The organism is Aliiroseovarius sp. S1339, from assembly GCF_023195695.1.
Taxonomy (GTDB): Bacteria; Pseudomonadota; Alphaproteobacteria; order Rhodobacterales; family Rhodobacteraceae; genus Aliiroseovarius.
In genome coordinates, this window is sequence record NZ_JALPQG010000004.1 from 217,034 (window position 1) to 236,039 (window position 19,006).

General features: G+C 56.9%; 17 protein-coding genes and 3 pseudogenes. 14 read left to right on the plus strand and 6 right to left on the minus strand.

The genetic code is table 11. From position 1 onward, the window contains the following. Positions 1-77 precede the first annotated feature (77 nt). The 3 genes from MUY35_RS07730 to MUY35_RS07740 are packed head-to-tail and all read left to right on the plus strand — an operon-like array spanning position 78 to position 3,540. Positions 78-989, plus strand: coding sequence for a 3-keto-5-aminohexanoate cleavage protein (locus tag MUY35_RS07730; RefSeq protein WP_248365410.1), 912 nt, complete (start codon positions 78-80; stop codon positions 987-989). Next, a complete protein-coding gene (locus MUY35_RS07735; protein WP_248365413.1) occupies positions 986-2,380 on the plus strand; it encodes a carnitine 3-dehydrogenase in 1,395 nt (464 codons plus the stop codon). Before MUY35_RS07730 ends, MUY35_RS07735 begins: the two co-directional genes overlap by 4 nt. Continuing rightward, positions 2,380-3,540, plus strand: coding sequence for an acyl-CoA dehydrogenase family protein (locus MUY35_RS07740; protein ID WP_248365416.1), 1,161 nt, complete (start codon positions 2,380-2,382; stop codon positions 3,538-3,540). The genes MUY35_RS07735 and MUY35_RS07740 overlap by 1 nt, the downstream gene beginning before the upstream one ends. A 708-nt stretch (positions 3,541-4,248) precedes the next feature. On the opposite strand, the gene MUY35_RS07745 is transcribed toward MUY35_RS07740, so the two are convergent. The 3 genes and pseudogenes from MUY35_RS07745 to MUY35_RS07755 all read right to left on the minus strand — a co-directional run bounded on the left by MUY35_RS07745 (position 4,249) and on the right by MUY35_RS07755 (position 5,389). After that, complete coding sequence (locus MUY35_RS07745) at positions 4,249-4,650, minus strand: hypothetical protein (protein WP_248365418.1); 402 nt, start codon at positions 4,648-4,650, stop codon at positions 4,249-4,251. Further along, positions 4,640-4,867 (minus strand): annotated as a pseudogene (locus MUY35_RS07750) (hypothetical protein); the annotation flags it as partial. The pseudogene MUY35_RS07750 and the gene MUY35_RS07745, both read right to left, overlap by 11 nt. Before the next feature lie 210 nt (positions 4,868-5,077). Continuing rightward, a complete protein-coding gene (locus MUY35_RS07755; protein ID WP_248365420.1) occupies positions 5,078-5,389 on the minus strand; it encodes a hypothetical protein in 312 nt (103 codons plus the stop codon). Positions 5,390-5,529: 140 nt separating this feature from the next. Here MUY35_RS07755 and MUY35_RS17110 point away from each other — a divergent pair. The 3 genes and pseudogenes from MUY35_RS17110 to MUY35_RS07770 form a co-directional block, all read left to right on the plus strand. Continuing rightward, positions 5,530-5,667, plus strand: a pseudogene (locus MUY35_RS17110) (helix-turn-helix domain-containing protein); the annotation flags it as partial. A 111-nt stretch (positions 5,668-5,778) separates the two neighbouring features. Next, a complete protein-coding gene (locus MUY35_RS07765) occupies positions 5,779-5,940 on the plus strand; it encodes a hypothetical protein (RefSeq protein ID WP_248365731.1) in 162 nt (53 codons plus the stop codon). Between the two features lie 212 nt (positions 5,941-6,152). Then, positions 6,153-6,776, plus strand: a complete 624-nt coding sequence (locus MUY35_RS07770) for an isochorismatase family protein (RefSeq protein ID WP_248365422.1) — start codon at positions 6,153-6,155, stop codon at positions 6,774-6,776. Between the two features lie 238 nt (positions 6,777-7,014). Here MUY35_RS07770 and MUY35_RS07775 read toward each other — a convergent pair whose 3' ends face one another. Beyond that, positions 7,015-7,851 carry an alpha/beta hydrolase family protein gene (locus tag MUY35_RS07775; RefSeq protein ID WP_248365425.1) on the minus strand — a complete coding sequence of 279 codons (837 nt, stop codon included), beginning with the start codon at positions 7,849-7,851 and terminating at the stop codon, positions 7,015-7,017. A gap of 156 nt (positions 7,852-8,007) precedes the next feature. Between MUY35_RS07775 and MUY35_RS07780 the strand changes: the two are divergent. Continuing rightward, positions 8,008-8,197: pseudogene (locus tag MUY35_RS07780) on the plus strand (integrase); the annotation flags it as partial. Positions 8,198-8,275: 78 nt separating this feature from the next. Here the strand turns inward: MUY35_RS07780 and MUY35_RS07785 are convergent. After that, positions 8,276-9,514 carry an L-rhamnose isomerase gene (locus MUY35_RS07785; protein WP_248365428.1) on the minus strand — a complete coding sequence of 413 codons (1,239 nt, stop codon included), beginning with the start codon at positions 9,512-9,514 and terminating at the stop codon, positions 8,276-8,278. Between the two features lie 9 nt (positions 9,515-9,523). Then, complete coding sequence (locus MUY35_RS07790; protein WP_248365453.1) at positions 9,524-11,626, minus strand: bifunctional rhamnulose-1-phosphate aldolase/short-chain dehydrogenase; 2,103 nt, start codon at positions 11,624-11,626, stop codon at positions 9,524-9,526. A 186-nt stretch (positions 11,627-11,812) separates the two neighbouring features. On the opposite strand from MUY35_RS07790, the gene MUY35_RS07795 reads away from it, so the two are divergent. The 7 genes from MUY35_RS07795 to MUY35_RS07825 all read left to right on the plus strand — a co-directional run bounded on the left by MUY35_RS07795 (position 11,813) and on the right by MUY35_RS07825 (position 18,946). Beyond that, complete coding sequence (locus MUY35_RS07795) at positions 11,813-12,613, plus strand: DeoR/GlpR family DNA-binding transcription regulator (protein ID WP_248365456.1); 801 nt, start codon at positions 11,813-11,815, stop codon at positions 12,611-12,613. 38 nt (positions 12,614-12,651) lie between these two features. Next, entirely contained in the window at positions 12,652-13,653 is a 1,002-nt protein-coding gene (gene rhaS / locus MUY35_RS07800) for a rhamnose ABC transporter substrate-binding protein (protein ID WP_248365468.1), read from the plus strand. Positions 13,654-13,784: 131 nt separating this feature from the next. Next, positions 13,785-15,278: a sugar ABC transporter ATP-binding protein gene (locus MUY35_RS07805; protein ID WP_248365708.1), complete on the plus strand. Its 1,494-nt coding sequence runs from the start codon at positions 13,785-13,787 to the stop codon at positions 15,276-15,278. 11 nt (positions 15,279-15,289) lie between these two features. Further along, a complete protein-coding gene (locus tag MUY35_RS07810; RefSeq protein ID WP_248365470.1) occupies positions 15,290-16,273 on the plus strand; it encodes an ABC transporter permease in 984 nt (327 codons plus the stop codon). Continuing rightward, positions 16,270-17,256 carry an ABC transporter permease gene (locus MUY35_RS07815; protein ID WP_248365479.1) on the plus strand — a complete coding sequence of 329 codons (987 nt, stop codon included), beginning with the start codon at positions 16,270-16,272 and terminating at the stop codon, positions 17,254-17,256. The genes MUY35_RS07810 and MUY35_RS07815 overlap by 4 nt, the downstream gene beginning before the upstream one ends. Then, positions 17,256-17,570, plus strand: coding sequence for an L-rhamnose mutarotase (gene rhaM, locus MUY35_RS07820; protein ID WP_248365489.1), 315 nt, complete (start codon positions 17,256-17,258; stop codon positions 17,568-17,570). Before MUY35_RS07815 ends, rhaM begins: the two co-directional genes overlap by 1 nt. After that, on the plus strand, positions 17,567-18,946 hold the full coding sequence (locus MUY35_RS07825; protein ID WP_248365491.1) for an FGGY-family carbohydrate kinase: 1,380 nt from the start codon (positions 17,567-17,569) through the stop codon (positions 18,944-18,946). Before rhaM ends, MUY35_RS07825 begins: the two co-directional genes overlap by 4 nt. The last annotated feature ends 60 nt before the right edge of the window (positions 18,947-19,006 follow it).

The window sequence follows — 19,006 nt, forward strand, 5'->3', positions numbered from 1 at the left end:
GCATAAATCTGCATATCACGCCCGTCAATCCCGCCCATCATGGTGGGACCATTCGGCACATCCAGATGGAGGATCCCATGCCCCTGACCATGAACACCAATGTTTTCATCACCTGCGCCGTGACCGGGTCAGGCAGCACGCAGGACCGGTCCCCTCATGTGCCGCGCAGCCCCAAGCAGATCGCTGACAGCGCGATTGCCGCCGCGAAAGCAGGCGCTGCCATCGTGCATTGCCATGTGCGCGACCCCGAGACGGGCACGCCGTCGCGCGACCTGAAACTCTACCGCGAAGTGACCGAGCGTATTCGCGACGCCGATGTCGACGTGGTCCTGAACCTGACCGCGGGCATGGGCGGCGACATCACTTTCGGCCCGACCCACGCGCCCATGCCGGTGAACGAAGCCGGCACCGACATGATCGGCGCCGCCGAACGGGTCGCCCACGTGGCCGAGTGCCTGCCCGAGATCTGCACGCTGGATTGCGGCACCATGAACTTCGCCGAGGCCGATTACGTCATGACCAACACCCCCGGCATGTTGCGTGCCATGGGTCAGATGATGACCGATCTTGGCGTGAAACCCGAGATCGAAGCCTTCGACACAGGCCATCTGTGGTTCGCCAAGGAACTGGTGAAAGAAGGCGTGCTTGACAGCCCCGCCCTTGTGCAGCTGTGCATGGGTGTGCCGTGGGGCGCGCCGGACGACCTGAACACCTTCATGGCGATGGTCAACAATGTGCCCGACGACTGGACCTTCTCGGCCTTCGGGCTGGGGCGTAACCAGATGGCCTATGTCGCGGCGGCCGTGCTGGCGGGCGGCAACGTGCGCGTCGGGCTTGAGGATAACCTGTGGCTTGGCAAAGGCGAGCTTGCGACCAACGAACAGCTTGTGACCCGCGCGCGTGGCATCATCGAAGGCATGGGCGCCCGCGTGATTGGTCCCGAGGACGTGCGCGAAAAGCTGGGCCTTGTGAAAAGAGCCCCGAAATGAAGGCGGCGATCATCGGCGGCGGCGTCATCGGCGGCGGCTGGGCCGCGCGGTTCCTTCTGAACGGGTGGGACGTCGCCGTGTTCGACCCCGACCCCGAGGCTGAACGCAAGATCGGCGAGGTTCTGACCAACGCCCGCCGCGCGCTGCCGGGCCTCTACGAAACCGCGCTGCCTGCAGAGGGCAAATTGACCTATCACGACGATCTGGCCCAAGCCGTCGCAGGTGCCGATTGGGTGCAGGAAAGCGTGCCGGAGCGGCTGGACCTAAAGCACAAAGTCTTTGCAGACCTGATGCGTCTCGCGCCGGAAACGGCGATCATCGGCTCATCAACATCGGGCTTCAAACCGTCGGAACTGAACGAAAAAGGCGCGCGTGCGATTGTCGCGCACCCGTTCAACCCGGTCTATCTTCTGCCGTTGATCGAGCTTGTGGGCGATGAAGGCACCTGCACCCGTGCCGCCGACATCCTTCAGTCCATCGGCATGTTCCCCCTGAAAGTCCGCAAGGAAATTGACGCCCATATTGCCGACCGCTTCCTTGAGGCCGTCTGGCGCGAGGCGCTCTGGCTGGTCAAGGACGGCATCGCAACGACCGAGGAAATCGACGACGCGATCCGCATGGGCTTCGGCCTTCGCTGGGCGCAGATGGGATTGTTTGAAACCTACCGCGTCGCGGGCGGCGAGGCTGGCATGAAACATTTCATGGCCCAGTTCGGCCCCTGCCTGACGTGGCCTTGGACCAAGCTGATGGACGTGCCGGAATTCACCGATGAACTGGTTGACCTGATCGCAGGCCAGTCGGACGCGCAATCCGGCCATATGTCGATCCGCGAATTGGAGCGGCTGCGTGATGACAACCTCGTCTCGATGCTGCGCGCTTTGAAGGCCCGCGGGCCGGGGTCCGGCGCGGGCCGCGTGATCCGCGAGCACGAGGCGGACCTGTGGCCTGCCATGACCGACACCGTTCCCCTGCGCACCGTCACCCGTGACGTGCCTGTGGACTGGACGGACTATAACGGCCACATGAACGAAGGGCGCTATGGTCAGGTGTTCTCGGATGCGGCCGACCGATTGATGGCGCATGTTGGCGCGGATGCGGATTATATCGCGTCGGGCCTCAGCTATTTCACCGCTGAAACCAACATCAGATACATCGACGAATGCCATGCGGGCGAAGCGGTCTATGTCGACACTACCGTGACCCTTGGCGAAGGCAAAAAGCTGCGCCTGTGGCACGAGATGCGGCGCGCGAAGAATGGCGGGCTGCTGGCAACCTGCGATCAATTCCTGCTGCATGTGGACCTGACCACCCGCAAATCCTGCCCGCCCCGCGCCGATGTCGAAGCGCGCGTCGAAGCACTCGCCGCCCTGCATGCCAAAGGAGCCACCTGATGCATTTCGGATTGTCAGAAGAACAGGACATGATCGTCTCGACGGTGCGCAGCTTTGTCGAGAACGAGATCTACCCCCACGAGGACATGGTCGAACGCACCGGGCAGGTACCGCACGAGTTGGGGCAAGAGATCAAGCAGAAGGTCATCGACCTCGGATTCTATGCCTGCAACTTCCCCGAAGAGGTCGGCGGCGCGGGCCTGTCGCACCTCGATTTCACGCTGGTCGAACGCGAGTTGGGCCGCGGGTCGATGGCGCTGACGCATTTCTTCGGGCGGCCTCAGAACATTCTGATGGCCTGCACCGGCGATCAGCGTGACCGCTACCTGCTGCCCGCCGTGCGGGGCGAGAAGATGGACGCGCTTGCCATGACCGAACCCGACGCGGGATCCGACGTGCGGGGCATGAAATGTTCAGCTGTTCGCGATGGTGGCGATTGGGTTCTGAACGGCTCCAAACACTTCATCTCTGGTGCGGAACATGCGGATTTCTTTATTGTTTTCGTGGCCACTGGCGTAGACGAAACCCCGCGCGGACCGAAGAAACGCATCACCTGTTTCCTTGTCGACCGCGGCACACCGGGCTTTGCCGTGCGCGACGGCTATGCATCCGTCAGCCACAAGGGCTATAAGAACTGTATCCTCGATTTCGACAATTGCCGCCTGCCCGACGCACAGGTGCTGGGCGAAGTCGATGGCGGCTTCGCAGTGATGAACGAATGGCTCTATGCGACCCGCTTGACGGTGGCCGCCTTCTGCGTCGGGCGTGCGCGACGCTGCTTTGACATGGCCCTGAATTATGCAGCCGAACGCAAGCAATTCGGCCAACCCATCGCAAAATTTCAGGGCGTCAGCTTTCAGATCGCCGACATGATCACCGAGATTGACGCAGCCGACTGGCTGACCCTTGCCGGTGCGTGGCGGCTGGACCAAAACCTGCCCGCCAACCGCGAAATCGCGTCGGCAAAGCTCTATGCCTCGGAAATGCTGGCCCGCGTCACCGACACCACGCTGCAGATATTCGGCGGTATGGGCCTGATGAACGACTTCCCGATTGAACGGTTCTGGCGCGACGCGCGTGTCGAGCGCATCTGGGACGGTACATCCGAAATCCAGCGCCACATCATCAGCCGCGATCTGTTCAGGCCATTGGGAGCGTAAAGGTATCATACCTTCGGCGAGGATATTTAGGGCCGGAAGAAACGCAGGAAGATCACCTGCATCCCCCCCTGCGTGTCAAAACATTTGCGCTCTTTGCTGAAATGGTGCGGCCGGACCCAAGGAAACCAGCGTTTCAGCTATCGCACGTCAGATATGCACCCACATCAAAATGTGCCAACGCCACCAACCGGCTCTTGAAAAAGACATTCGCAATTCAGTTCACCAGGGCGACGAGCTTCGCCGCCGCTTTGAATTTCTAACATCTATTCCGGGTATTGCATTCATTGGTGCTGCGATATTGATTGCTGAATTGAGTGAATTTGGCACCACTAATGCCGCAAAAACAGTGGCACTTGCAGGAGTGGCACCTATGAATTGCAACTCCGGCGTCTGGCGCGGGAAACGCAAATCCCGAGGGGGGGGGTACGGTACGCAATGTCGTTCAGCGTGGCGGCAACTACAGCTATCCGAAAAACTGTAGTCTTAACAAGCTCTCTGGTTGCTGGAATCCGTGTATAGGTCTTATCCACAAGTGTTAACGGCCTAGACAGAAAGCCTTGCGGGCGATCATTGAAAAGCTTCCGTTCGTCTCTCCGCGGCGAATTCGGGCAAGAGCCCATATTAATCATTTGTTGCGATGCCGCAAAAGTCAGATCTTGGGAATTGGGTCCCCTCAGGATTGTTTGGCTCGGCCGCTTTGTCGGAACCTCAGCCGAGCTTTCGCAGCGCATACCATGCGAAAAACGCTGCCAACACAATGAATAAGGCGCTGCCCACAAGGACAGAGGCCATACCCGCGCCGAGTGTCGGAATAGTTGCAACCAAAGCCCCAACTCCAGACAGCACGAATGCTGAAACCGACTTGTCCGACCGCATCAGCAGAAGCCCGGCTCCGGACAAACCTGCAATGACCGAGACAGCGAACGCGATCAGCGTCCATGTTGGCCGCGCTTCGACGAACGCCTGATAGTCCGGTGGCAAAGTGGCAAGGCCTTCTGGGCTCATCTGTTGAAACAAATTCACGCAACCAAGGCCGTTCCAAACGATTGCGACGATGCCCACGATCCACAACAGGATCGGAGTTGAGCCTTTTGCGTGATTACTTCCCATCGATTTCCTTTGCTTTTCCATCAATGGCATCGCTGGTCTGCGACGTTCCGTTTCGATCCCACAGCTGGCAGTTTTCGGCAAACGCCTGATGAGGCTCTGAAAACAAAGCTTGGTTGCTAAGAATGCCTACCGCAACAAACAGGGTATCGCGCATTTTTGATGTGGCTTTGTAAATCGGCGAACCGCAGTCGGGGCAATAGCAAAGCCGTAACTCATTTCCCGCGTCAGATACCCAACGTTACGACACCAATACGCCGGTCAAACTAACGCTGGATTGTTGAAACGCAACCTGCGGCAAGTAGACCGCCGCCAGAAATACGCTGACAGTCCTGACAGTAGCACAAGACCGAAAACGCGGGGGTGCCAATCACCTCAACTTGGATTTTTCCACAAAGACACTGCCCGGTGCTTTGGTCTGCTGTCATTGCTACATCTCCATAAGTTGGGCGACCTCGACCCAGCCATCATTCTCAACGATAGGACTGTTTTTTGCTATGTCTAAAGCCGCGACTTGGTCGGCCTCAACAACCACCATGTAGCCTGACAACGGGTCTGATCCGCCGCCATCTGCGACGCCCGATGCGCTAACCGTGCTTGCCCCACCAACGACACTGCCTGGGACAGCGATTGATGCACCAAGCCCTTCCACCCAAGTCCCCCACTTCGCCATGTTTATTGCGCCTTCTTCTTGGCTTTCCGGCATCGCGCCGCCGTGAAATGCAAACATGAACTTCGCCATTGGTGTTTCTCCTTTGCGGAAACGCCGTTGTTCTTTGCACCCTGACACGCATCTATTTATGCTCAAGAACATCTTCACGGCTCTGCTATGATACGTAGAACCAATCGACGCGCATCGTACCATACAGCAAAGAACATACCTTGAGGTCCAAGAATAGGATCGTAGAGGTCGCAAGGATCCTTTTTAATGTTCATGGGTTCAAAAAGGTAACGATTGAAATGGTGATGGCAAAAGCGGGCATGGCCCGCGGCGGATTTTACAAACACTTCAAAAACAAAGGGGCTTTGTACTGCGTTGCCGTTGAAAGCTTTTTGATGGGGCGCGGCTCTGTTTGGCGGGAAGAGGCAGGGATAGATCCGACAAACCCTTCGCCTGAGATGGCGCAACACATGTTTGATAGCTATTTGTCCGAAAAGCACCTTGGCGATATTGAAAGCCAATGCCCAATGATCGCGCTTTCGTCAGATGTTGCGCGCAGCACACCGAACATCCAGCGTGCCTATCAGGCTTTGGTGTCTGTTTTCAATCTACAGTCCTTAGTCTCTCAGTAAATCCGGACCCAGACACCAGCCAGACGTTGGTTCTTCAATCTCGAACCTCGGCTAAGTCCAAGGCTTGTCGCCGCTGCTGCTCACGCTGACAGCAGCCACAAACCGCGGACGAAGCCACCATTCAAAAAACCAACCATGTGTGGTAATTGTCATGCAAGCCAAAGTGCTAAGCGCCTGACTGACGAGCCGCAATGACACTGGGATGGAAACCCATGGGCGACACTGACATCTACAAACGGCAAAACCTCGGCCAACCGATTTCAATTGGCCGATCTCCGGCATTGTTGATCGTTGATTTCGTTAACGGTTTTCTAGATCCGGAAATGTTTGGAGGTGGCAACGTATTGGAGGCGGCCCATAACACCCAACCTGTTTTGGAGCTTTTTCGAAAGGCAAAGCTACCGGTTGTTTTCACGCGTATTGTATATGCAGAGGATGAATCTGATTGCGGCGTTTGGTGCGAGAAAGCGCCAAGATTAAAGGAGCTTACAGAAGCATCTATCAGCAGTCATGTTGCAGATTTCCTCGCCCCTCAGGTGGGTGAAATCGTCATTAAGAAAACGCAGGCTTCGGCGTTCTTCGATACCGCGCTGGCCTCAATCTTAAAGTATCGGCAGGTGGACACTCTGGTTTTTGCCGGGGCGACGACCAGCGGCTGTGTTCGTGCATCTGTCGTGGATGCGACGAGCCTGAATTTCCGCCCACTGGTATTGTCGGACTGCGTCGGTGATCGGGCGCTAGGACCACATGATGCAAATCTTTTTGATATGGGCCAGAAATACGCAAACATTGCGGTCTCCTCCGAACTCGAAAGCATTTTCCCGACGTTCAAGTGACACTCTGAGCCCTCTGCCGCCCTCGGTTGCGGCGCAGCATCTGCGTTGTGTGAAACTAGGGGAACCATCGAGAGCGGCCCAGACCTGCCATTCATCAAGCCATTGTTATGCTGCGACGCGGTCCGTCGAAGCGGCCTTTGATCGATCGCGCGGCACTACAGATAGCCACGCGACCCCACGGCGGGTCAAAGTGGATGTCGAAGCCAACAACCAAAATGCTCGCACGTGACGTTTCGCGTCATTTCGCAGTCGGCAACTCTTGCGCGAGTTTATCGAGCAACCGGGTCAGTATTTCGCTGGCGTCGCCGACCACATCGTGGCCGCTTTCGATCTCCCAAATGGTCCAGGTACGTTCCTGCGCCACCTTGCGCGCGTATTGCCGGAAGATAGGTGCTTGGCAATGAGAGCCCACTACATACGCGCCGGGCGTGTCAGGCAAGGGTCCCAAGGCAAGCGGAACCGCAGAGTAGAGCGCGCGAATGGATTGTGGGACGATCGTATGTTTGGGGTAGCGTAGCTGCAATTGCGGTCCGGGTTGAAGAAGGCCCGTTTCGATCGCAACCGGATTGTTCTTCACCAGTTCCGCCCGCTGGCTCCGCTCATCGGGCAGCGCGAACTGGCCGGATCCATAGGGCGCAACGGCTTCAACGAAAATCACGGCGGCTATCTGATCTCTCGCAACGTCCCAAGCTCCCGTTGCTGGGCGTCCGCCATAGCTGTGAGAGACGAGAATGACAGGTTCGCCAGAATCCTCAATCGCCTCGACCACATCCCTGATGTGCTGATCGATTGTGACATCTGGTCCGTTCTCGTCAGCCTTGGTCCCATGTCCTGTGAGATCAACAGCGAAAACGCGATGCCCCTTCTGCCGTAGGCCGTTTGCGACCGGGTCCCAATACCACCCTCCAACAAAAGCGCCGTGGACAAGAACAAAAGTCCTGTCGGCCAAGGCCGCGTGAGCGACCAATAACAGAAACGCCGATGCAAAAAGAGGTCGGACCAATGCAGGCAGTTTTGCCCGCTGAAATCTATACCCAATCATCCGCTCGCTGATCGTACGAAGTGTCGTGGCCATTGGGAGCTCTTTTTGACAAGAAACAATCGGATGTTACGGCAGGAATTCGATCTGAGTCGACATCATTTCCGTCCTGCACGCAAAGGCCGTGATGCCTGAAAGGGTCGAGACGGGTTAGGTCGGCTTGGCAAGACCGGGAAAAACAAGTGCCTTCAGGACATCGTTGGTTGCAGCTTCTTGTTTCCAGGCCGATTTCATGACCGCCCGCACATCTCAACGCGCCAGTATGGACGATTGGTGCGGGGCTGGGTCACGGTAATTGGCTTAGAGCCGAGCGGATATGGCACGCGCTCCCTGCGCCCGGACAATGGCTGCTGAAATCTACCGCAAATCGCGGACTCTGCGCGGCACAGTTATTCGCTTCAGTTGCGATAGAGCAGTCGGGATGTGGCGTTTCTCAGGTCGTCAACTCCGCCGCCGCACCTCAATCTCGGAAAGAAACACTGCTCTGATAGCGGTCAAGTTCTTCAATCAGGCTTCGGCCAGTTGGAGCATTTTCGCGCGCTGAGAATTCCCCCCAAACTGCGGCAAACGGCATATCCTTGAACTCCTCAGTAACCGTGAGCCGTGTGGTGAAATCGAGCGCGTTTTCTGCAGCTTTCAATTGATCCAGCGGCAACAGCAACGCCCGCAGCAACGCTTTTTGCATATTTCGCGTCCCGATCACCCAAGCCGCTGTCCGGCTGATGGTCGCATCAAAAAAGTCGAGCCCGATATGTGTCCGCCCCAGCAGGTCGGCGCTGACAAGTTCCTGCGCCATTTGCAAAATATCATCGCTGAGCAAGATGACATGGTCGCTATCCCAACGCATCGGGCGCGAGACGTGCAACAGGATGTCATCCACGGACAAGGCGACCGAGCTGAGCTTGTCGGCGATGTTCTCTGTCGGGTGGAAATGCCCCATATCAAGGCATAGCAATATCTCTTTGCGGATCGCATACCCCATGTAGAATTCGTGACTGCCAACCGTGCAGGCTTCGACCCCGATGCCGAACAGCTTGCTTTCTACGGCGTCCAGCATGGCCGCTTTGTCTTGCGCTGGCGCGAACATCTCATCCAGCGAGCCTTCAAGCCGTGCGCGTGCCGACATCCGGTCAATCGGCGTGTCTTTGTAACCATCAGGCACCCAAATATTGTTAACACAAGGCGATCCCAGCGCCGCCCCCATCTGAGCGGCAATGTCACGGGACCGTTTGCCGTGTTCGATCCAGAAGTCGCGGATGCCCTGATCGGGGTGGCTGAGCGTCAGATTGTCGTCAGCCTTGGCATGGGCAAAGAAGGTCGGGTTGAAATCCAATCCGATGCCCTGATCCTTTGCCCAATCGACCCAAGGGGCAAAATGCTCATACTCGATCTCGTCGCGACCCGGCGACGCGTTTGTGTCCAGATACATCGCGTGCAGATTAAGGCGGTGGCGGCCCGGTATCATCGAATAGGCAAACTCGAGATCTGCGCGCAACTCGTCCGGTGTCCGGGCGCGGCCTGGGTGGTTGCCGGTCGCCTGAATTCCGCCACCGGAAGCACCCGTTTTCTTCTCGAACCCGACCACATCATCGCCTTGCCAGCAATGCATCGAAATCGGGATGGTTTTCATTCGCTCCAAGGCGGCTTCGGTATCGACACCCCAATCGGCAAAGGCGGCTTTTGCTGTTTCGTAGGTCATGGTTTTTCCTTACCGCGTGAACGCTTGGACGTTGCCAGCATCTACGTTGATGATATTGCCGGTCGACTTGGCAGATGTGTCGGCAGCGAAGAAATAGCAGGCTTCGGCAATGTCTTCCGGAAGGACAGAGCGTTTGAGCATGGAGCGTTGGCGATACATCTCTTCCAGCCCATCTTTGTCGGTGCCATAGGTGTCGGCACGCTGTTCCAGCCAGTCACCTTCCCAGATTTTCGACCCGCGCAACACCGCATCAGGGTTCACAACATTGACGCGAATTCCGGCCTCGGCACCTTCCAAAGCCAAGCACCGTGCTAGGTGGATTTCCGAGGCTTTTGCCGTGCAGTAAGCAGACGCATTCAGCGATGCTGCCAAGCCGTTTTTAGACGCGACAAACACGACCGATCCGCCCATGTCTTGGACACGCATCAGTTTGAACGCCTCCCGGCTGACCAGAAAATACCCAGTCGACAAGATATCCATGTTCTTGTTCCACAGCGCCAGCGTGGTTTCTTCTACTGGCGCAGACGACGCGATGCCCGCGTTGGACACCAGAATGTCGACCCCGCCAAATTCGACCGACGCATCGGCAAACGCCGCCGCCACGGCCTCTTCGCTGGTCACGTTCATCACAACGCTGCGGACCACATCCTTGCCATAACGGCTGGTCAGATTGTCTTGGGTCGACGTCAAGGCGTCTTCGTTGATATCAGCCAGCACAACGCAGGCCCCATCGGCGAGGTAACGCTCGGCTGTCGCGGCACCAATTCCGCCCGCACCGCCAGTGACCAAAGCCACCCGCCCCGCAAGGGATTTGGGTTTTGGCATGCGCTGCAATTTGGCTTCTTCCAGTAACCAGTATTCGATATCGAAGGCTTCCTGTTCGGGCAGACCTTGATACTCACTGACAGCAAATGCGCCGCGCATCACATTGATCGCGTTGACATAGAATTCGCCCGATATACGCGCTGTTGCCTTGTCCTTGGCGAAGGTAATCATACCGACACCGGGGACAAGATAGACGACAGCATTCGGGTCACGCAGGACGGGGCTGTCATCGTGTTTACAGCGATCATAATAGGCTGCGTAATCCTTGCGGTATGCCTCAACCTGTTCAGGCAGACCGGCTAGAACCTCGTCGGTGTTTTGTTGCGCAGGATCAAACGGCACTACGAGCGGGCGAATTTTCGTGCGCAAGAAGTGGTCGGGGCAGGACGTGCCCAATGCTGCAAGAGGTTCCATGTCCTTTGCGTTCACGAACTCCAACACCGCTTCGCTGTCGTTGAAATGGCCGACCATGTGCTGGTTGCCGGATACGAAGCCGCGAATGGCAGGCATCAGGCGGGCGGCAACCGCACGACGTTCTTCAGATGACAGGCTGTCATGGATAGACCCGCCAAACGGGGCGACATTTTCGCTACGCTCTGCCAGCCATTTCGTCGCGACATTGATGACGTCGATGGTCTGGTCGTAGCATTCCTTTGCCGTGTCGCCCCATGTGAACAAGCCGTGGCTTTCCAGCACAACACCATCGGCGTCGGGGTTTTCCACGCAGAACTTCTCAAGCCACAAGCCCAACTCATAACCGGGCTTTTTCCAGGGCAGCCAGCCGATCCGGTCGCCGAAAATCTCTTGTGTCAGTTCTTTGGAATTCTTCGAGGCTGCAATGGCGATAATTGCATCAGCATGGACGTGATCAACATGTTTGCGCGGCACGTAAGCGTGTAAGGGGGTGTCGATGGATGCAGCACGAGGGTTCAGCTTGAAGGTGCAATGGGGCAAGTAGCCAACCATCTCGTCTTCGAACTCGACGCCGCGATAAAGGGTTTTCAGCGCTTGCAACTTGTCCATATAGAGCGTGGCAAATCCATCCATCTTGATGGACCCGATATCACCGCCCGATCCTTTCACCCAAAGCACTTCAACGTCTTCGCCTGACAGGGGATCAACCTCAATCACTTTGGCCGATGTGTTGCCGCCACCGTAGTTGGTCACGCGTTTGTCTGATCCAAGGATGTTTGAGCGGTAAAGCAGAAGCTCCGATTCGCTCATGCCTTTGGTTGCTTTGTCGTCCCAACGGCTATCAAGCAGCTGATTTTCCAATGATTTCAACATTCTTCCTCCCTGTCGGCGCAGGGCGCCCATCGACTAAGTTTCCCGTTAAGGTGAATGGGGAGAGGCTAACTGTCAATCATTTTCGATCATAAACAGTCATGCCGCAGTGCAAAATGATTGTTTATGATTGTTTATGATTGACAGATGCTTCGAATCTGGACAGGCTGTGACATCAGGGAGGACGACATGCACGAAAAAGAACGCCACACGATTATCCTGTCAGCCGTCGAAGATCGACCAGTTGTCACGGTAAGTGAGCTATGCAATCTGACCGGCGCGTCAGAGGCGACGATCCGTCGTGACATCGCGACGCTTGATCAGGCACAACAACTGCGCCGCGTGCGTGGTGGGGCAGAGGCGATCAGCCCACCCCAGTTTGTTGGCCTCGCCGGGCGTCCTTTTTCTGTAAACGAAACCTTGCGGATTGAGGAAAAGCAGGCGATCGCAGCGGCCGCTGTGGATCTGTGCGAAGACGGAGACGCCATCATCATCAACGGCGGCACGACGACGTTTCAGATGGTCCACCCGCTGGCTGGCCGTCGCATGCAGGTCTTCACCAATTCGTTCCCGATTGCAGAGCATCTGCTCAAGCATTCCAAGAACACAATTATGCTGTCAGGCGGCACCATCTACCGCGAACAGAACATCATTCTGTCGCCCTTTGACAATGACGTGACCCGCAACTTCTGTGCGCGGCGCATGTTCATGGGGGCGCAAGGGCTTGGCCCGCTGGGGTTGATGGAAGCAGACCCGCTGCTGATCCAGGCGGAGCAAAAACTGATCGGACAGGCGGATGAACTGATCGTCTTGGCGGACAGCACGAAGTTCGAACAACGCTCAAGCCTTGTTCTGTGTCCGCTCAACCGCATCACCATCGTGATCACCGATGACCAGATTTCAGACAAAGCGGCCGCCATGCTTGAGGCCGCCGAAGTAACCCTGATCGTCACCCAATCTGGAGGCGCTCAGAAAGTCGTGGCCTCGTAAGGGGCTGCCAAAGCGAACGTACTTTAGGGAGGAAACCAATGAAACGTCGCAACTTTACCAAACTCACCGCAGGCCTCAGCCTTGCAGCAAGCCTGTTTGGCACATCCGCCATGGCGCAGGACGACATGCGGATCGCACTAGTCGTCAAGGCGCTGGGGATCGGATTTTTTGAAGCCGCCGCCGAGGGTGCAAAGGAAGCCGCCGAAGAACTGGGCGGCGTAGGGATTATCTATACCGGACCAACCGATACCACGGCCGAAGGGCAGATCGAGGTGATCAATTCGTTGATCGCACAAGGTGTGGACGCCATCGCGGTCTCAAGCAACGATACAGACGCGTTGGTCCCAACCCTGCAGAAGGCGATGCAACGTGGCATTACCGTTATCTCGTGGGATTCTGGCGTGGCGCCAGAAGGGCGTCAGGTTCACCTGAACCCATCGTCAAACCCGCTGATCGGCAATATGATTATCAAACTCGCTGCAGATCATCTGCCCGATGGCGGTGATGTGGCAGTTCTTTCGGCAACCACCACATCGACGAACCAGAACATCTGGATTGAAGAGATGACCAAGGTGATGGGCGACTATCCCGGCATCAATGTGGTGGCGACGGTTTATGGCGATGACCTTGCCGACAAATCCTATCGCGAAGCCACTGGCCTAATGCAGTCCTACCCGGACCTCGACGCCATCATCGCGCCGACATCCGTGGGCATCGTGGCCGCCGCGCAAGCCGTGGCTGACGCAGGCAAAATCGGTGAGGTTAATGTGACCGGTCTTGGCCTTCCATCCGAGATGGCTGGCGCGATCGAAAGCGGTGCGTCCAAGTCCTTTGCAATCTGGAACCCGATCGATCTGGGCTATTCCGCAACCTACATCGCGCATGCGCTGGCCTCGGGTGCAGCAGCTGCAGAGCCGGGTGCAGAAATCTCGATTGGTCGCGTTGGGACAATTACTTTGGACGACACAAACTCGGCCGCCATGGCTGATCCGTTTGTCTATGACGCATCCAATATCGAACAGTTCAAGTCGATCTTCTAAACGAAGCGACATCCAACTGAACTGAACCGATCTCTGGCGCTGCACCCTACGTGGCGCCGGACCACCTCAACCTGCAACACACCGAGGTTCTGATGCTCACGCAACCAGGCAGCAACGCGCCGCCCAAAGACATGCCCGGTGAACCGGCGGTATTGGCTTTGCACGAGGTGACGAAAACCTTTCCGGGTGTCAAAGCCCTGTCCGAGGTGTCGCTTAGCCTTTATCCCGGCAAAGTGACCGCGCTGATTGGCGAAAACGGTGCCGGCAAGTCCACGGTGGTCAAGATACTGACGGGCATCTATCAGCCAAACGGCGGCAATATACTTGTCGATGGCAAACCAACGCCTTTCCCGGTCCCACAGGCGGCGGCCAACAATGGCGTCACGGCGATCCATCAGGAAACCGTCCTGTTTGACGAACTGTCTGTCGCTGAAAACATATTCTTGGGTCATGCCCCACATAACGCCCTGGGCCTCATTGATTTGAAGACCATGACAGAAAAGGCCCGAGCGCTTCTGGAAAGCATCGGCGCGAATATCGACCCTGACCACAAGCTCAAAGACCTCGGGATTGCCAACAAACACCTGGTGGCGATTGCGCGCGCGCTTTCGATCGACGCGCGTGTTGTTATCATGGACGAGCCCACCGCCGCGCTGTCCCACAAGGAAATCGAGGAGCTTTATGATCTCGTCGAAAGCTTGAAAGCACAGGGCAAAGCGATCCTGTTTATCAGCCATAAGTTTGACGAGATTTTCCGGATTGCGGACAATTACACCGTCTTTCGCGATGGCCAGCTGATCGGTGACGGCGCCATCGCGGATGTGAGCGAAGCGGATTTGGTCAAGATGATGGTTGGTCGGGATGTCAGCCAGATCTTTCCCGAACGCACGCCCAATGTCGGGGACGCAGTTTTGTCCGTGCAGGGCTACGCCCACCCGACCGAATTTGATGATATCAGCTTTACCTTGCGTAAGGGCGAGATTCTTGGGTTCTATGGGTTGGTCGGTGCCGGGCGGTCCGAGTTTATGCAATCCCTGTTCGGCATCACGCGCCCATCGGCAGGGGCGGTCGAGATCGACGGCACGCCCGTCGAGATCAAATCCCCGGCAGATGCCGTTAATAACGGCATCGTCTATGTGCCCGAAGACCGCGGCAAGCAGGGGGCCGTTCTTGACCTTCCGATTTTCCAGAACATCACGCTCCCGTCGCTGGGTCGCATTTCCAACAACGGTTTCTTGCGTCTGGCTGAAGAATTCAAACTCGCCCGCGAGTATGCCGAACGGCTCGACCTGCGGGCGGCATCGTTGGATACACATGTCGGCAACCTGTCAGGCGGCAACCAGCAGAAGGTTGTCATCGCCAAATGGCTTGCCACACACCCTAAGGTCATCATTTTGGATGAACCGACCAAGGGCGTAGACATCGGGTCTAAAGCCGCCGTCCACGACTTCATGGCAGAACTCGCCGCGCAAGGTCTGGCCATCGTCATGGTCAGTTCAGAAATCCCCGAAGTGTTGGGTATGTCTGACCGCGTGATCGTGATGCGCGAGGGGCGCATTGTCGCCGAGTTGGCAGATCACGAACTGGAACCCGAAACACTTGTGCGCCACGCCGCCGGTATCTGAGGGAACACGCCATGCTGAAACGACTGATAACATCGCGCGAGGCTCTGCTGATTGGGGCGATTGTCCTTCTGCTGGTTCTGATCTCAACGCGCTTTCCCGGATTTGTCCGGCCTGCAAACCTGGCAAACGTTTTCAACGACACATCGCCTTTGATCTTGCTCGCGATTGGTCAGATGATTGTCATCCTGACGAAATGCATCGACCTGAGCGTCGCGGCCAACCTCGCCCTAACTGGCATGGTCGTGTCGATGGTTAACGTCGCCGCGCCTGGTTTGCCGATGGCGGTGATCCTTGCCGTTGCAATCGGGCTGGGCGCGCTTTTGGGAATGTTCAACGGCATTCTTGTCTGGAAACTGCAAATCCCGCCTATTGTTGTGACGCTGGGCACCATGACGATCTTTCGTGGCACCATTTTCCTTCTGTCTGACGGCAAATGGGTCAATAGCCACGAGATGAGTCCCGCTTTCAAAGCCTTGCCACGAACGGACTTTCTGAGCCTGCCGGTGCTGAGCTGGATGGCGATTATCGCGGTGATCCTGTTCACGATTGTCATGACCCGCACGACACTTGGACGCGCTTTTTATGCAGCGGGCGGCAATCCCCATGCAGCGACCTATGCCGGGATCAATGTTGGCAAGACCCAATTCTGGGCCTTCACAATTTCGGGGGCTTTGGCGGGCCTTACCGGCTATCTCTGGGTGTCTCGCTTTGCCGTGGCCTATGTTGATATCGCTGGTGGGTTTGAGTTGGACGTGGTCGCGGCCTGCGTGATCGGCGGCGTGTCGATCATGGGGGGCATCGGCACCGTGGCCGGTGCGCTGCTGGGGGCTTTGTTCCTTGGCATCATCAAGAACGCCCTGCCCGTCGTCGACATCTCGCCCTTCTGGCAACTGGCTATCTCTGGCGGCGCGATAATCATCGCCGTCGCGCTGAACGCACAAGCCAATCGCGAAAAGGGCCGAATAATCCTGAAACGTGCGGAGCATGCAACATGAGCACCACCGAACGCCTTATCCCCGATCGTCTCCGCTCTCCGATGGAGCAAAAGCTGAAAAGCTGGGAAACCCTTCTTTTGCTGGTTGCCATCGCGATCTTTGTCGCCAACAGCTTCGCCTCGCCCTACTTCCTGAATGCGTGGAACCTAAGCGATGCGACCTTTAACTTCACCGAAAAGGCAATGATCGCCTTTGCGATGGCGTTGCTCATCATCTCGGGCGAGATTGATTTGTCCGTTGCTTCGATCATCGCGCTGGCCTCAACGGCGATGGGTGCTGCGGTGCAGATGGGTGTCGGAACGCCGGGTCTGGTGCTGATCGGCCTGGGTGTTGGAGTGCTTTGCGGTGCGTTCAACGGCCTCCTTGTCACCCGTATGGGCTTGCCGTCGATCGTTGTGACCATCGGCACCATGAGCCTGTTTCGTGGCATCAGCTTCATCGTGCTTGGCGATCAAGCCTTCCGCGGCTATCCGGCCAGCTTTTCATGGTTCGGTCAGGGCTATGTCTGGTGGGTGATTTCGTTTGAATTCGTCCTTTTTGCCATCATCGCCGTGATCTATGCGGTTCTACTGCACAAAACCAACTTTGGTCGCGCGGTCTATGCGATTGGCAACAACGCCACTGGCGCGATGTTCTCGGGCATTCGTGTAAATCGCGTCAAGTTTATCTTGTTTTTGCTGACCGGCCTTATGTCGGGCGTCGCCGCTGTGTGCCTGACCGCGCGCCTTGGATCGACCAGACCGTCGATTGCAACAGGTTGGGAACTTGAGGTCGTCACCATGGTTGTCTTGGGTGGCGTCAGCATTCTTGGCGGATCGGGGACCATCATCGGGGTCGTGATCGCCGCCTTTGTGATGGGGCTTGTCACTTTCGGACTGGGGCTTTTGAACGTCCCCGGCATCGTCATGTCCATCGTCATCGGCGCGTTGCTGATCGGGGTTATCGCGCTGCCTCGCTTGTGGTCGATGTGGAGGGCAGATTGATGCAGAAAGTCGCCTTCAAGATGACGCTGAATCCCGGCTGTCGTGCAGAATACATCAAACGGCACAACGAAATCTGGCCCGAACTTTCCGCGCTTCTGAAAGAGGTGGGCGTGTCTGATTACTCGATCCACCTTGATGCGGAAACGAATGCGCTATTCGGGGTTTTATGGCGCGAAGATGAACACGGCATGGATGATCTGCCAAAACATCCGGTGATGAAGAAGTGGTGGGCACATATGGCCGACATCATGGAAACCCATCCAAGCGACGAACCCGTGGCGATACCGCTTGAAACCGTTTTTCACCTGCCATGACGCGCCGCCACATCGCCGTCATCGACATAGGTAAAACCAATGCCAAACTGGCACTGGTCAATCAGGCTGATCTGGCGGAAATCGTAGTTGTTACGCGTCCAAACACGGTTTTGCCGGGTCCGCCATGGCCGCATTTCGATGTCGACGGCCATTGGAGGTTCTTGCTCAACAGCTTGCGTGATTTTCATGCCGAACATGGGATTGATGTGATCTCGATCACCACTCACGGAGCTTCCGCGGCACTGCTGGATCAAGATGGGGAACTCGCCGCGCCAATCTTAGACTACGAATACTCTGGACCGGATGAGGTCGCGAACGAATATGATGGCATTCGCCCGCCTTTCGCCGAGACCGGATCACCGCGATTGGCCGGCGGGCTGAACATCGGTGCCCAGTTATACTGGCAGTTCAGGATGGACCCCCAACTCAAGGACAGAACGCACCACATCGTTACTTATCCACAATATTGGGGGGCCAAGCTGACCGGAGTGACGGCCACGGACGTCACGTCGCTGGGGTGCCACACCGATCTTTGGAATCCGCATCAGGGCGGGTTTTCATCCTTGGTCGACAAAATGGGCATTGCAGAGAAACTCGCCCCAGTTCGCAGGCCATCAGACGTATTGGGCCCTTTACTGCCGCAAATTGCGGTAGAAACTGGATTGTCGCGGGATACGCCGGTCTATTGCGGCATTCACGATTCAAACGCCTCGCTTCTTCCGTATGTGCTTGGAAACGAACCGCCGTTCAGCGTCATCTCGACAGGCACTTGGGTCATCGCCATGTCGATTGGAGGGAAACCGGTTCAGCTAGATCCCAACCTCGACACGCTCATTAATGTGACGGCCTTGGGAACGCCCGCGCCATCGGCACGTTTCATGGGGGGAAGAATCCACGACATCGCGACGGGCGGTTCCTATCCCGAGCCCACGCCGGAAGATTTGGTTACGATCCTTACAAACCAAATCATGTTGTTACCCGCATCCGCGGATGAAATCAGTGCTCTCAAGTGGGATCAGTTTGTCTGGGAAGGAACCGAGCCTGAGATCGGAACCGGCGCGCGCGGTGCCGCGGTTGCGCTCTATCTTGCGTTGGTGACTGCAGAATGTCTTGCCAGTATTGGCCACGATCGCGCGATCATTGTCGAGGGGCCGTTTGCCAAGAACCAACTTTTACTGGAGATGCTGGCAGTCGCAGCGAAGTCGGATGTGTATCGCTCATCGGGCACAACAGGAACCAGTTCCGGAGCTGCCTTGCTCGCAGGCCATGCGGAGACAGCTCAACAGGTTAACCAAAGGCTCGTATCTGTTTCCGAAAAAAAGGCTGTGTCACTTCAAGACCACGCGGCCCGTTGGCGGCGGAAGCTGCGGCATTGATTGGGATCGTCAACCGCTGAAAAGCGGCTGCTTTGGATATCCGCTCCGCTATCGCCTCTT

Excerpts from the sequence above, each read along its gene's own strand:
- MUY35_RS07730 (WP_248365410.1), top strand. The coding sequence starts at position 78 with ATGCCCCTGACCATGAACACCAATGTTTTCATCACCTGCGCCGTGACC.
- MUY35_RS07735 (WP_248365413.1), top strand. The coding sequence starts at position 986 with ATGAAGGCGGCGATCATCGGCGGCGGCGTCATCGGCGGCGGCTGGGCC.
- MUY35_RS07740 (WP_248365416.1), top strand. The coding sequence starts at position 2,380 with ATGCATTTCGGATTGTCAGAAGAACAGGACATGATCGTCTCGACGGTG.
- MUY35_RS07745 (WP_248365418.1), bottom strand. The coding sequence starts at position 4,650 with ATGGGAAGTAATCACGCAAAAGGCTCAACTCCGATCCTGTTGTGGATC.
- MUY35_RS07755 (WP_248365420.1), bottom strand. The coding sequence starts at position 5,389 with ATGGCGAAGTTCATGTTTGCATTTCACGGCGGCGCGATGCCGGAAAGC.
- MUY35_RS07765 (WP_248365731.1), top strand. The coding sequence starts at position 5,779 with ATGTTTGATAGCTATTTGTCCGAAAAGCACCTTGGCGATATTGAAAGC.
- MUY35_RS07770 (WP_248365422.1), top strand. The coding sequence starts at position 6,153 with ATGGGCGACACTGACATCTACAAACGGCAAAACCTCGGCCAACCGATT.
- MUY35_RS07775 (WP_248365425.1), bottom strand. The coding sequence starts at position 7,851 with ATGGCCACGACACTTCGTACGATCAGCGAGCGGATGATTGGGTATAGA.
- MUY35_RS07785 (WP_248365428.1), bottom strand. The coding sequence starts at position 9,514 with ATGACCTACGAAACAGCAAAAGCCGCCTTTGCCGATTGGGGTGTCGAT.
- MUY35_RS07790 (WP_248365453.1), bottom strand. The coding sequence starts at position 11,626 with ATGTTGAAATCATTGGAAAATCAGCTGCTTGATAGCCGTTGGGACGAC.
- MUY35_RS07795 (WP_248365456.1), top strand. The coding sequence starts at position 11,813 with ATGCACGAAAAAGAACGCCACACGATTATCCTGTCAGCCGTCGAAGAT.
- rhaS (WP_248365468.1), top strand. The coding sequence starts at position 12,652 with ATGAAACGTCGCAACTTTACCAAACTCACCGCAGGCCTCAGCCTTGCA.
- MUY35_RS07805 (WP_248365708.1), top strand. The coding sequence starts at position 13,785 with ATGCCCGGTGAACCGGCGGTATTGGCTTTGCACGAGGTGACGAAAACC.
- MUY35_RS07810 (WP_248365470.1), top strand. The coding sequence starts at position 15,290 with ATGCTGAAACGACTGATAACATCGCGCGAGGCTCTGCTGATTGGGGCG.
- MUY35_RS07815 (WP_248365479.1), top strand. The coding sequence starts at position 16,270 with ATGAGCACCACCGAACGCCTTATCCCCGATCGTCTCCGCTCTCCGATG.
- rhaM (WP_248365489.1), top strand. The coding sequence starts at position 17,256 with ATGCAGAAAGTCGCCTTCAAGATGACGCTGAATCCCGGCTGTCGTGCA.
- MUY35_RS07825 (WP_248365491.1), top strand. The coding sequence starts at position 17,567 with ATGACGCGCCGCCACATCGCCGTCATCGACATAGGTAAAACCAATGCC.